The following is a 12,255-nucleotide window of genomic DNA, read 5'->3' as shown; positions in this document are numbered from 1 at the left end:
ACGGCTCCTGAGCCACCGCTCAGGCCTCCCGCCGCGCCCCCGCCGACGCCACCGCAGGGAACACCCGCGGCGCCGTGTACCCGGCCGCCGCGAACGCCGCCTCGACCGACTTCGTCACCGTCTCCGCCTCGGCCGCCTCCACGAGCAGGAGCGCCGAGCCGCCGAAACCGCCGCCGGTCATCCGGGCACCGTACGCACCGGCCGTGTTCGCGGTCTCCACCGCGAGGTCCAGCTCCGGGCAGGAGATGCGGAAGTCGTCGCGCAGCGAGGCGTGCCCCTCGGTCAGGGCGGTGCCGATGCCCCGCACGTCGCCCGCGTCGAGCAGCCCGATGATCCGCTCCACGCGCTCGTCGTCCGTGACGATGTGGCGTACGTAGCGACGGACCCTGTCGTCCGTCAGCCGGGCCAGGGCGTCGTCGAGACCGGCGTACGGGACGTCCCGCAGATGGGAGACGCCGAGGGCCCGCGCGCCCTCCTCGCAGCCCGCGCGCCGCTCCGCGTAGGCGCCGTCGCCCAGCTCGTGCTTCACGCGGGTGTCGACGACCAGGAGGCACAGGCCGTGCGCCGCGAGGTCGAAGGGGACCTGGCGTATGGACAGGTCCCTGCAGTCCAGGTGCAGGGCGTGGCCCTCGGTGCAGCAGGCCGACGCCATCTGGTCCATGACGCCGCACGGCACGCCGACGAAGGCGTTCTCCGCGCGCTGCGAAAGGACCGCCAACTCGGGCCGGGAAAGCCCGAGTTCGAACAGTTCGTTGAGGGCGAGCGCGGTGACCACCTCAAGGGCGGCCGATGAGGACAGGCCCGCCCCCGTCGGCACCGTCGACGCGAGGTGCAGGTCCGCGCCGCCGACCGGGTGTCCGGCCGCCCGCAGCGCCCAGACGACACCGGCGGGGTAGGCCGCCCAGCCGCCGCCGTCGGACAGCGGAGCCAGTTCGTCGACGCGCAGTTCGACGACGGGGGCGTCGATGTCCGCGGAGTGCAGCCGCAGGACGCCGTCGGTGCGCCGGGAGACGGCGGCGACCACCGTGTGCGGGAGGGCTAGGGGCATCACGAAGCCCTCGTTGACGTCCGTGTACTCGCCGATGAGATTGACACGGCCCGGCGCCGACCAGACGCCGTCCGGCACGTGCCCGTACAACTCGGTGAACTGCTCGGCGACTTCGGTGACCGGACCCATGAGCCCCCTGCCCTCCATGAATGAGTTATGCCGTGCGCCGGGCGAACGCCCAGGCGTCGGCGACGATGCCCGCGAGATCCGCGCGGGACGGCTGCCAGCCGAGCTTGTCGTGCGCGGTGGCGGCGGACGCGACGAGGACGGCGGGGTCGCCGCCGCGGCGCTCCGCGAGGACCTCGGGGATCGGGTGCCCGGTGACCTTGCGGACGGTCTCGATGACCTCGCGCACGGAGAAGCCGTTGCCGTTGCCCAAGTTGCAGATGAGATGTTCGCCCGGGGTGGCCGCCGCGACCGCGAGGAGGTGCGCCTCCGCGAGGTCGGCGACGTGGATGTAGTCGCGCACGCAGGTGCCGTCGGGCGTCGGGTAGTCGTCGCCGAAGACGCTGATCGCCTCGCGGCTGCCCTGCGCGACCTGGAGGACGAGCGGGATGAGGTGCGACTCGGGGTCGTGGCGCTCGCCGAACTGGCCGTAGGCGCCCGCGACGTTGAAGTAGCGCAGCGAGACCGCGGCCAGGCCGTGCGCGGTCGCCTCGCCGGTGATCATGTGGTCGACGGCGAGCTTGGAGGCGCCGTACGGCGAGGTGGGGGCGGTCGGGTCGGCCTCCGTGATGGGGGTGTTCACGGGCTCGCCGTAGGTCGCGGCGGTGGAGGAGAAGACGAGCCTGCGCACGCCCGCGTCGCGCATCGCGGCGAGCAGCGCCATGGTGCCGCCGACGTTGTTGTCCCAGTACTTCTCGGGCTTGACGACGGACTCGCCGACCTGCGAGAAGGCGGCGAAGTGCAGGACCGCGTCGTACGAGGAATCCAGCCACTTGGCGGCATCGCGGATGTCGCCCTCGACGAACGTGGCGCCGCCGGGGACGCCCTCGCGGAAGCCGGTCGAGAGGTTGTCGAGGACGGTGACCTCGTGACCGGCCTCGATCAGGTGCTGGGCGACCACGCTTCCGACATAGCCCGCGCCACCGGTGACCAGGTACTTACCGCTCATGAACTCGCTACCTCTCGCAGTCGCTGGGCCGCGGTTTCCGGCGGCACGTCGTTGATGAACACGCTCATGCCGGATTCGGAACCCGCGAGGAACTTCAGCTTGCCCGAAGTGCGGCGGATCGTGAAAAGTTCGAGGTGGAGGGCGAAGTCGTCCCGGTTGACCCCGTCATGTCCCTCTAGGGGACCGAAGGGTGCCTGGTGCCAGGCCGCGATGTACGGCGTCGGCGCGGGCTCCCCGAAGATCCGGTCGAAGCGCTTCAACAGTTCCAGGTAGACCTGTGGGAACTCCGTGCGCGCGGCCTCGTCGAGCGCGAGCAGGTCGGGCACCCGGCGCTTGGGGTAGAGGTGCACCTCGTAGGGCCAGTGCGCGGCGTACGGCACGAAGGCCACCCAGTGTTCACCCTCCAGGACGACCCGCTCCCCCGTGCGCTCGTCGGCGAGGACGTCGTCGAAGAGGTTGCGGCCGCCCGTCGCCTCCTTGTGCGCGGCGAGCGAGCGGAGCATCAGGTCGGTGCGCGGGGTGACGAAGGGGTAGGCGTAGATCTGCCCGTGCGGATGTCCGAGGGTCACGCCGATCTCGGCGCCCCGGTTCTCGAAGCAGAACACCTGTGTCACGGCGGGCAGGTGGGACAGCTCGGCGGTGCGGTCGGTCCAGGCCTCCAGGACGAGCCCGGCCTGCTCCTCGGTGAGGTCGGCGAAGGACGCGTCGTGGTCGGAGGTGAAGCAGACGACCTCGCAGCGGCCCGCGTCGCCCGCGAGCGAGGGGAAGCGGTTCTCGAAGACCGCGACGTCGTACGCGGAGTCCGGGATCTCGCTGGAGCGCCCGTCGGCGGAGGGGCAGAGCGGGCACTCGTCGGCCGGCGGGTGGTAGGTGCGGCCCTGGCGGTGCGAGGCGATGGCCACGCTGTCGCCGAGCAGCGGGTCCCTGCGGATCTCCGACGTGGTGGAGACGGGGCCGAGCGGCCGCCGGTCCACGGCGTCGCGCACCGCGTCGTCACGCTTGTCGTAGTAGATGAGCTCACGACCGTCGGCGAGACGGGTCGAGGTCTTCTTCACGTCCGGGGCTCCTCACCACCCACCCAACAGAACCGAACATAACAAACCACAAGCCAACAGCATCGTCAATGCCCGGATCGAGCCCGGGATCCCTGGGGTTCGCCAGGAGGGCTCGATCACAATCAAACAAAGAACACCAACAGAACTGTTCAGTTATTGAAGAAGGGGGCGTAGGTTCCGGTCTGATCAGTTCGCGCAACGAAGCGAGTTCCCCATGCAAACCCTGGCCGAAGGGCTTCGGCTCCCCACCAACGGGCTCGACTACACGATCCTGGCGATCTACTTCGCGGTCGTCCTCGGCATCGGCTTCGCCGCCCGGCGCTCCGTGAAGACCAGCCTCGACTTCTTCCTCTCCGGCCGATCACTGCCGGCCTGGGTCACCGGTCTCGCCTTCGTCGCCGCGAATCTCGGCGCGACGGAGATCCTGGGCATGGCCGCCACCGGCGCGCAGTACGGCGTCGCGGTCGTGCACTGGTACTGGATCGGCGCCATCCCCGCGATGGTCTTCCTCGGCCTCGTGATGATGCCGTTCTACTACCGCAGCAAGGTCCGCTCGGTCCCCGAGTACCTGCTCCAGCGCTTCGACAAGTCGGCGCACCTGCTCAGCTCGGCGCTCTTCGCGTTCGCGGCGATACTGATCGCGGGCGTGAACCTCTACGCCCTCTCGATCGTCGTCGAGGCGCTGCTCGGCTGGCCGCAGTGGGTGGCCATCGTCGTCGCGGGTCTCTTCGTGCTCGCGTACATCACCATCGGCGGTCTCTCCTCGGCGATCTACAACGAAGTTCTCCAGTTCTTCGTGATCCTCGCCGCCCTCATCCCGATCTGCGTCATCGGCCTGAAGAAGGTCGGCGGCTGGGACTGTCTGACAGGATCGATCGAGAAGCAGCACGGCGAGAACTTCATGACCGCCTGGGGCGGCACCGGCATCGGCGACGCCAACCCGCTCGGCGCCAACTGGCTGACGATCATCCTCGGCCTCGGCTTCGTGCTCTCCTTCGGCTACTGGACGACCAACTTCGCCGAGGTCCAGCGCGCCCTGTCCGCCAAGAACCTCTCCGCCGCCCAGCGCACCCCGCTGATCGCCGCCTTCCCGAAGATCTTCATCGTCTTCCTGGTGATGATCCCCGGCCTGGTCGCCGCCGTCCTCGTCCCGAAGATCGGCACCGCGGGCTCGGACCTGACGTACAACGACGCGATCCCTTACCTGATGCAGGAGTTGCTGCCCAACGGCGTCCTCGGCATCGCGGTCACCGGACTGCTCGCCGCGTTCATGGCGGGCATGGCGGCGAACGTGTCGTCCTTCAACACCGTCTTCACGTACGACATCTGGGGCCGGTACGTGGTCAAGGGCCGTGAGGACGGCTACTACTTGAAGTTCGGGCGGCTCATCACCGCGATCGGCGTGCTCGCCTCGGTCGGCACGGCGTTCATCGCCTCGTCGTTCTCGAACATCATGGGGTACCTGCAGACCCTGTTCTCCTTCTTCAACGTCCCGATGTTCGTGGTCTTCATCATCGGCATGTTCTGGAAGCGCGCCTCCGTGAAGTCCGGCGTCTGGGGCCTGCTCGCGGGCACCACCGCCGCGATGGTCAACTACTTCTGGATCTACAAGCAGGGCGTCATCGACATCCCCACCGACCAGGGCGCCAACTTCGTCTCGGCGATCGTCGGCTTCGTCGCCGGTGCCGTCGTCATGGTCGTCGTCACGCTCTTCACCGCGCCCAAGCCGGAGGCCGAACTCGCGGGCCTCGTCTACGGAACGGCCTCGCCCGGCCTGGAGGACGAGGGCAGGGAGGAGGGCGACGACGCGTGGTACCGCAAGCCCGCGCTGCTCGGCTGGGGCGCGATCGGGCTCGCCGCGCTCTGCTACCTGCCGTACTCGCTCTAGCCCCTCTCGTCCTGATCGGAGGACTCAAGAAAAATGTCTGAACTGCAGAACGAAGTCTCCGAGCTGGAGCGCAAGTCCGCGACGGCCGCCCGCCTCTTCGACATCCGGCGGATCATCGGCGGCCTGTTCGTGGTCTACGGGATCATCGTGACGATCGCCGGAATCACCGCGTCCGACGCCGACCTGAAGAAGGCCGAGGACATCAACATCAACCTGTGGACGGGCCTCGGCATGCTCGCCCTCGGGCTCTTCTTCCTCGGCTGGCTGTGGCTGCGCCCCACCGCGGCTCCCACCGAGGAACCGGCCGACGAGTAGTCGATTCCCTCGCACGGGGCCCGGGTTCACAAGGTGGACTCGGGCCCCGTCGGCCTTTCCACATCGTTCGCGTACGACGCGGCGGGGCGCTCCGCGCGGTCCAGGAGTCCCGTACGAGCGGCGAGCGCGGCGGCCTCCAGGCGCGAACCGACGCCCAGCTTCATCAGGACCCGCTGCACGTGCGTGCGCGCCGTGCTCGGCGCGATGCCCATCCCCGCGGCGATCAGACGGGTGTCCTCGCCGTCCGCGACCCGCACCAGGACCTCGACCTCGCGCGGCGTCAGCATCTGCAGGAGGCGCTGCCCCTCGTCGTCGGGCTGCGCGGCCGGATTGAGCAGCTCGCTGAAGGCGCCCTGCAGCAGCTGCGGCGCGACGGCCGCCTCGCCCGCCCGCGCCTTCATGATGGCGCGCTCGACCCCTTCGATGCGCTCGTCATGGCGTACGTATCCGGAGGCGCCCGAGGCGAAGGCGGCCGCGATCCCACGGGGGTTGGGCACCGGGCCGAGGACCACGACAGCCACCTGCGGCCGCTCCCGCTTGATCTTCACCACCGGGTCGAACATCCCCGGCTCCGCGGGTGTCGCCGTGCCCAGGAGGCAGACCTCCGGGGCCCTGCTGATCACCAGCTCCGCCGCTCCCGCGGCGGGCGCGGCCGCGGCGAGCACCCGGTGCCCGCGCAGTTTCAGCGCCGAGGCGAGCGCCTCGGCGAGCAGTCGGTGATCGTCGACCACCATGAGCCGCACACCCATAGCAACCCCCCAGCTCCCCCATTGATCCCCTGGTCCACCGGTCGCATCGATCTCCCGCTTCCCGTGGATCGCGGGCCCCCCGGCCCTCCATCCCCCGGAAGCTACACGCTTGTTCGACGTTGCGCGCCCCCTACCGGCCAGAAGCGGCCTGGAATGCCGAAATCCCTGCTATTCGGGGGCTATTGGGGGTACTGCGCGGCGACGAGTGCGCCGGGTACGACAGCGGCCGCGCCCTCTGCTGCGAGGGCGCGGCCGGGGCCGTGCTGACGGGCTACCGCTACCGGGAGCCCGGTGGGATCACCGCGCCGGATTCACTGCGCGAGGAACCCGATCGCCACGTACTCCTTCTCGTCCTTGGAGTAGGGCTTGCTCAGGAGCTTCTTGCCCAGGAACAAGTGGCCGTTTCCGTAGAGGAGTTCGTTGGACTGCGGGACCATGCCGCTGATCGCGCTGGTGACCGCCTCGGACGAGGGGGTCTCCAGGAGCTTGGTCTCCTTCATCGTCTTGCCGTCGAGCGAGACGACCTGCGCGCCCTGCTTGTAGCCGTGCGACTTGTAGGCGAGGACGTTGGGGCCGTCCATGCGGATCGGGAAGATCTCGCTCTCGCCGCCGTCCGCGCGGTCACTGGTGGGCTTGCCGGTGGCCAGCGAGAAGGAGACGATCTCGTTGACCTGGCTGTAGCTGTCGCCGCCGCCGTCGTGCGGACGGGTCGGCACGTAGAGCCGGTCGTTGCCGACCGCGATCGAGCTGCAGTCGTTGACCTTGTTGACCTCGCAGTTGTGGTCGTACTTCTTCTCCTCGAGGGAGATCTTGGCGCGCAGCTTGCCGTTGTTGCCGAGGGAGAAGACGTCCGTCACACCGGTCGCGGTGATCTCCGTGGTGTCCTGGCCGAAGACGACCGGGTTGGTGGAGATGATCTTGGCGTTGTCGACGCCGGGCGCGATCGGGTACGTCCACTTCTCGTCGCCGGTCTTCGGGTCGATGAGCTGGATCTTCAGCTTCTCGTCGCCGTACGTGCCGCACTTGCGGACCGCGACGAGCTGATCGCCGCCCGCGTAGCCGACGTCCTTGCACTGCCCGACCTTGGGCGCCCACAGCGCCTTGCCGGAGACGTCCCAGGCCGCGCCGCCGTTGCTGGTGCCCGCACCCGCCGCGATCGTCGTGCCGGAGATGGTGACTTCCTTGAACGTCGCCTTCATGCCGCTGGTCTCGGCGCTCTCGGTCCAGAGCTTCTTGCCGGACTTCAGGTCAAGGGCGGAGACGTTGGTGCACTCCTGGTAGTCGCCCTTCTTGTTCCGCTTGGCGTCCTCGGTGACCACGGCGACGATGCCGTCCTTGGTCACCTCGCGCGAGATCGCGCAGGTCATGCCGGAGAGCGGAATCGTCCACTTCTTCTTGCCGGTGGCCGGGTCGTAGCCGTTGAACTCGTTGATGCCCGACTTGCCGTAGACGTCGTCGGTCAGCACCGAGCCCGTGGCGTTGAAGATCTGGTCCTTGGGGATCTCCGGCTGGGGCACCTGCATGAGGATCTTGGCCGCGGGGTCGGCCGGGGCCTTCTCCTTGGCCGGACCCTGCTCGGGCAGCGCCTGACCGTCCTCGCCGGTCTTCTCGCCGCCCTTGCCGCCCTTGCCGTCCTTGCCGCCGGTGGAGCCACCCGAGCTGGCCTGGGTGTCGTCCTTCTGGGACGAGGAGTACCAGAAGCCACCGCCGACGATCAGCGCGATCGCGACGACCGCCGCGGCGACGATCATCATCTGGTTGCTGAACTTCTTGCCGCCGCCGGAACCGCCGTCGGCGGGCCCCGGCTGCATCGGCATGGTCGGCGGCTGCGGCTGGTACTGCTGCTGCGCGTACGGCTGCTGCTGGTACTGCGGCTGCTGGTACTGCTGCTGGCCCGGGTAGCCGTAACCGGGGGCCTGCGGTGCCTGCTGCGGGTAGCCGTAGTTGGGCTGGCCCGCGGGGGCGCCGGGCGGCGCGGCGGGCGGAGCCGCGGGCGGCGGGGTGGCCGGGGCCTGCGGGGGCTGGACCGGAGGCTGGGCCGGGGCCGTCGGCGGCTGGGCGGGCGGCGGCGTCTGCGGGGCCGGGGCCTGCGGGTAGCCGTACGACGGGGCCGGGTCCGGGGCCTTGCCGAAGCCTCCGGCCGGAGGGTTCTGCGGGGCGCCGAAGCCACCGGCCGGGGGCTCCTGGGGCGCGCCGAAACCGCCCTTCGGGGGCTCGTTCGGTGGCTGCTGGGGCGGTGGCGGCTGGGTCATGGCGTCGTCTATTCCTTGGGGACGAAGAGGGTTACTGAGCGGCGGAGCGGGTCACTCGCCGTAGGCCAGCATGAGCTTCTGCTGGCCCGTGGATCCCGTGATGCTGGTGGTCGAGATGTAGAAGCGCCCGTCCACGTAGTCGACGTCCTTCGAGTAGAAGCCGCTCTCGATCTTGGAGGTGCCGCTCGGGTTCTGCAGAAGGGTCTTGGGCGTGTGCGAGCCCGAGGTCGCGATGGAGACGACCCGGCCCGCCGAGGTGTAGGCCGGGGAGACGTACGCGACGAGCGCGCCGTTCTCGACCTTCAGCGGGAGCATCTTCTCGTCCACCGGGGACTTGGTCCGCCAGGCCTCCTTGCCGGTGGCCAGGCTGAACGCGACGATCTCGTTGGCGCCGGACTTCTCGTCGGTCGGCAGGTACAGGTACGAGGCGTCGGCCGTCACGCCCGTGCAGCCGTCGAGCCCCCGGTCCAGGATCGAGGAGCCGCACTCGGGCGCGAACCCGTCCTTGCTGACGACCTCGGAGCGCGTCGCGTCACTGTTCTCCTTGAGGACCGAGATGTTCCACTTCTTCTTGTCCTCATTGGTGAGGTACACGACCGTGGGGCTGACCGAGTAGACCTTGCCGATCTTCCAGCCCTTGGGGAACTTCTTGGTCCACAGGGCCTTGCCGGTCTTCGGGTCGAGCTGCTGCAGCTCGTCGTGCTCGGTGGGCGTGCTCGCCCCGCAGGAGAGCTTCATCAGCAGCTTCTTGCCACCGGCGAAACCGGCGGGGAAGCAGCTGCCCTCGTCCTTCTTCTCCGCGACGAAGAGCTGCTTGCCCTCGTCGCTCATGCTCAGCGCCGTGCCCGACTGGTCGCGGCCGACCATGAGCGTGTCGCCGACGAAGGCCAGGCTGCTCTGCATGGAGAAGTCGAAGAGACCTTCCTCCTTGACCGACTTGCCCCAGCCCTTGGCACCCGTCTTCAGGTCGATGACCTGGAGCTGGTTGCACTTGGCGGCGCTCTTCACGCTGTCCTTGAAGGCGATGACGATCTTGCCCTTGTCACTGGCCTGCTGGGTCGCGGCACAGATCTTCTGCGGGAACGTGATCGTGGGCCACGCGACCTTGCCGGTCTTGACGTCGTACGCCGAGAGCTCCTTGTACGCGGCCTTCACCGCGACGTCGCCGTCGATCCACATGCCGGGGGCGTCGCCGCCGGAACCGGGGACCTTGGGCGCCTCCTTGTACCAGAGCACCTTGGCCTCGCCGGGCTTGCGGCCCTCGTTGAGGTCCTCCTTGCCCTCCTTGCCGTCACCGCTGCCGTCGCCCGGGTTGACCGGGGCGGACGCGGTGGGCTTGGGGTCCTTCTCCTTGGCCACGGGCTTCTTCTCGCCACCGTCGTCACCGCCGACGACGGCCCAGGTGACACCGCCCGCGACGAGCAGCGCGGCGACCGCGGCCGCGACGATCACGATCAGCTTGCGCTTGCCGGGGTTGCCGCCGGAGCCGGGCGGGGCGGGCGGCATCCCGGGGCCGCCGAACTGCGGCTGCGTCGGGGCCTGCGCGTAGCCGTAGCCCGGCTGCGGCTGGGTCGCGTAGGGGCCCGGCTGCTGCGGTTGCCCGTACGGTCCGGGCTGCTGCGGCTGGCCGTACGGACCCGGCTGCTGGGGCTGGCCGTAGGGACCGGGCTGCTGGGGCTGCGGGTAGCCGTAACCGGGCTGGGCCTGCGGGTAGCCGTAGCCCGGCTGGGGCTGGCCCGGAGGCGGCCCCTGCGGCGGCGGGCCCGCGGGCGGCTGGGGCGCCCCGCCGGGTGGTGGATCCTGCGGAGCTCCGAAGCCGCCGTGCGGCGGCTGGTTGGGCGGCTGAGTCATCAGCGCTTCCCCCTTCACTGATTTTCGGCACGCCAAATGGTGCTCTCAGGTCAGCATTTCTATCACCCTGACCCCGTACCACACGGGGCCGGTCCTTCCCCTGTTCCCAAGGGAGGACCGGCCCGTGATGCGTCCGTTACGCGAGCTCCACGGGAGCTCTACGCGTCCTCCGCCAGCTCCAGCCAGCGCATTTCCAACTCGTCGCGCTCGCCGATCAGTTCACGGAGCTCGGCGTCCAGTTTGGCCACCTTTTCGAAGTCCGTGGCATTGTCGGCGATTTGTGCGTGGAGCTTGGTCTCCTTCGTGTTGACCTTCTCCAGCTGTCGCTCGATCTTCTGCAGTTCCTTCTTGGCGGCGCGGGCGTCCGCGGCCGAGACGGTCTTCGTCGCGGCGGGGGCACTCCGCACGGGGGAGGCGGCGACGGCCGACTCGGCCATCCGCTGCCTGCGCTCCAGATACTCGTCGATGCCGCGCGGCAGCATCCGCATCGTGGCGTCACCAAGCAGCGCGAACACCTTGTCCGTCGTCCGCTCGACGAAGAACCGGTCGTGGGAGATCACGACCATGGACCCCGGCCAGCTGTCGAGGACGTCCTCCAGCTGCGTCAGCGTCTCGATGTCGAGGTCGTTGGTCGGCTCGTCGAGGAAGAGGACGTTGGGCTCGTCCATGAGCAGCCGCAGGAGCTGCAGCCTGCGCCGCTCACCACCGGAGAGGTCGCCGACCGGCGTCCACTGCTTCTCCTTGTTGAACCCGAAGGTCTCGCAGAGCTGCCCCGCGGTCATCTCCCGGCCCTTGCCGAGGTCCACGCGCTCGCGCACCTGCTGCACGGCCTCCAGGACCCGCAGCGTCGGCTTCAGCTCGGCGACCTCCTGCGACAGGTAGGCGAGCTTCACGGTCTTGCCGACGACGACCTTGCCGGCCGCGGGCTGCACCTCGCCCTCGCTGCGCGCCGCCTCCGCCATGGCCCGCAGGAGCGAGGTCTTGCCCGCTCCGTTCACCCCGACCAGGCCGATGCGGTCGCCGGGGCCGAGGTGCCAGGTCAGGTGCTTGAGCAGCAGCTTCGGCCCGGCCTGGACGGACACGTCCTCCAGGTCGAAGACGGTCTTGCCCAGCCGCGTCGTCGCGAACTTCATCAGCTCGCTGGTGTCACGCGGCGGCGGCACGTCCGCGATCAGTTCGTTGGCGGCCTCGATGCGGAACTTCGGCTTGCTGGTACGCGCCGGGGCGCCCCGGCGCAGCCAGGCGAGCTCCTTGCGCATCAGGTTCTGCCGCTTGGTCTCCTCGGTGGCGGCGATGCGCTCGCGCTCCGCGCGCGCGAAGACGTAGTCGGAGTAGCCGCCCTCGTACTCGAAGACGGAGCCGCGCTGCACGTCCCACATGCGCGTGCACACCTGGTCCAGGAACCAGCGGTCGTGCGTGACGCAGACGAGCGCCGAGCGCCGCGTGCGCAGATGCCCGGCCAGCCACGAGATGCCCTCGACGTCGAGGTGGTTGGTCGGCTCGTCGAGCACGATCAGGTCCGGCTCGGCGATGAGCAGCTTGGCCAGCGCGATGCGGCGGCGCTCGCCACCGGACAGCGGGCCGATGACGGTGTCGAGCCCCTGCGGGAAGCCCGGCATGTCGAGCCCGCCGAACAGACCGGTCAGGACGTCCCTGATCTTGGCGCTGCCCGCCCACTCGTGGTCGGCGAGGTCCCCGATGACCTCGTGCCTGACGGTGGCCTCGGGGTCGAGGGAGTCGTGCTGGGTGAGCACGCCGAGCCGCAGCCCGCCGCTGTGCGTGACCCGTCCGGTGTCGGCCTCCTCCAGCTTGGCGAGCATCCGGATCAGGGTGGTCTTGCCGTCGCCGTTGCGCCCGACGACACCGATCCTGTCCCCTTCGGACACGCCGAGTGAGACGCCGTCGAGCAGGGCACGGGTGCCGTACACCTTGCTGACTGCCTCGACATTGACCAGATTGACGGCCATTTCTCTCCTGACAGGG

At 69.4% G+C, this 12,255-nt stretch carries 9 protein-coding genes; 2 read left to right on the top strand and 7 right to left on the bottom strand.

Annotated features, from left to right (window positions below; all coding sequences use genetic code 11):
- Positions 1-19: 19 nt before the first annotated feature.
- The 3 genes from galK to galT are packed head-to-tail and all read right to left on the bottom strand — an operon-like array spanning position 20 to position 3,217.
- Positions 20-1,177, bottom strand: a complete 1,158-nt coding sequence (gene galK / locus CP970_RS25545; RefSeq protein ID WP_055544051.1) for a galactokinase — start codon at positions 1,175-1,177, stop codon at positions 20-22.
- 25 nt (positions 1,178-1,202) lie between these two features.
- A complete protein-coding gene (gene galE / locus CP970_RS25540; RefSeq protein ID WP_055544052.1) occupies positions 1,203-2,162 on the bottom strand; it encodes a UDP-glucose 4-epimerase GalE in 960 nt (319 codons plus the stop codon).
- Positions 2,159-3,217 carry a galactose-1-phosphate uridylyltransferase gene (gene galT / locus CP970_RS25535; RefSeq protein ID WP_055544053.1) on the bottom strand — a complete coding sequence of 353 codons (1,059 nt, stop codon included), beginning with the start codon at positions 3,215-3,217 and terminating at the stop codon, positions 2,159-2,161. Before galT ends, galE begins: the two co-directional genes overlap by 4 nt.
- Before the next feature lie 214 nt (positions 3,218-3,431).
- Here galT and CP970_RS25530 point away from each other — a divergent pair, with 214 nt between their 5' ends.
- The gene (locus tag CP970_RS25530; protein WP_055544054.1) at positions 3,432-5,105 is read left to right on the top strand and encodes a sodium:solute symporter family protein; all 1,674 of its coding nucleotides are present in this window, start codon (positions 3,432-3,434) and stop codon (positions 5,103-5,105) included.
- A 33-nt stretch (positions 5,106-5,138) separates the two neighbouring features.
- Positions 5,139-5,420: a hypothetical protein gene (locus CP970_RS25525; protein WP_055544055.1), complete on the top strand. Its 282-nt coding sequence runs from the start codon at positions 5,139-5,141 to the stop codon at positions 5,418-5,420.
- A gap of 26 nt (positions 5,421-5,446) precedes the next feature.
- Here the strand turns inward: CP970_RS25525 and CP970_RS25520 are convergent, their stop codons facing one another.
- The 4 genes from CP970_RS25520 to CP970_RS25505 form a co-directional block, all read right to left on the bottom strand.
- Positions 5,447-6,169: a helix-turn-helix transcriptional regulator gene (locus CP970_RS25520; protein WP_055544056.1), complete on the bottom strand. Its 723-nt coding sequence runs from the start codon at positions 6,167-6,169 to the stop codon at positions 5,447-5,449.
- Positions 6,170-6,480: 311 nt separating this feature from the next.
- Positions 6,481-8,421: an outer membrane protein assembly factor BamB family protein gene (locus tag CP970_RS25515; RefSeq protein WP_150493960.1), complete on the bottom strand. Its 1,941-nt coding sequence runs from the start codon at positions 8,419-8,421 to the stop codon at positions 6,481-6,483.
- A 51-nt stretch (positions 8,422-8,472) separates the two neighbouring features.
- Positions 8,473-10,272 carry an outer membrane protein assembly factor BamB family protein gene (locus CP970_RS25510; RefSeq protein ID WP_055551422.1) on the bottom strand — a complete coding sequence of 600 codons (1,800 nt, stop codon included), beginning with the start codon at positions 10,270-10,272 and terminating at the stop codon, positions 8,473-8,475.
- 158 nt (positions 10,273-10,430) lie between these two features.
- On the bottom strand, positions 10,431-12,239 hold the full coding sequence (locus CP970_RS25505) for an ABC-F family ATP-binding cassette domain-containing protein (protein ID WP_055551424.1): 1,809 nt from the start codon (positions 12,237-12,239) through the stop codon (positions 10,431-10,433).
- Positions 12,240-12,255 lie beyond the last annotated feature (16 nt).

Source organism: Streptomyces kanamyceticus, assembly GCF_008704495.1.
In the GTDB taxonomy this organism is placed as follows: Bacteria; Actinomycetota; Actinomycetes; order Streptomycetales; family Streptomycetaceae; genus Streptomyces; species Streptomyces kanamyceticus.
The sequence above is the reverse complement of the archived record's forward strand: the minus strand, read 5'-3'. Positions and strand labels throughout refer to the sequence as shown.

What these genes read in the sequence shown, in the direction of transcription:
- CP970_RS25505 (WP_055551424.1), bottom strand. Translation starts at nt 12,239, where the DNA reads ATGGCCGTCAATCTGGTCAATGTCGAGGCAGTCAGCAAGGTGTACGGC.
- CP970_RS25520 (WP_055544056.1), bottom strand. Translation starts at nt 6,169, where the DNA reads ATGGGTGTGCGGCTCATGGTGGTCGACGATCACCGACTGCTCGCCGAG.
- galK (WP_055544051.1), bottom strand. Translation starts at nt 1,177, where the DNA reads ATGGGTCCGGTCACCGAAGTCGCCGAGCAGTTCACCGAGTTGTACGGG.
- CP970_RS25525 (WP_055544055.1), top strand. Translation starts at nt 5,139, where the DNA reads ATGTCTGAACTGCAGAACGAAGTCTCCGAGCTGGAGCGCAAGTCCGCG.
- CP970_RS25510 (WP_055551422.1), bottom strand. Translation starts at nt 10,272, where the DNA reads ATGACTCAGCCGCCCAACCAGCCGCCGCACGGCGGCTTCGGAGCTCCG.
- CP970_RS25530 (WP_055544054.1), top strand. Translation starts at nt 3,432, where the DNA reads ATGCAAACCCTGGCCGAAGGGCTTCGGCTCCCCACCAACGGGCTCGAC.
- galE (WP_055544052.1), bottom strand. Translation starts at nt 2,162, where the DNA reads ATGAGCGGTAAGTACCTGGTCACCGGTGGCGCGGGCTATGTCGGAAGC.
- CP970_RS25515 (WP_150493960.1), bottom strand. Translation starts at nt 8,421, where the DNA reads ATGACCCAGCCGCCACCGCCCCAGCAGCCACCGAACGAGCCCCCGAAG.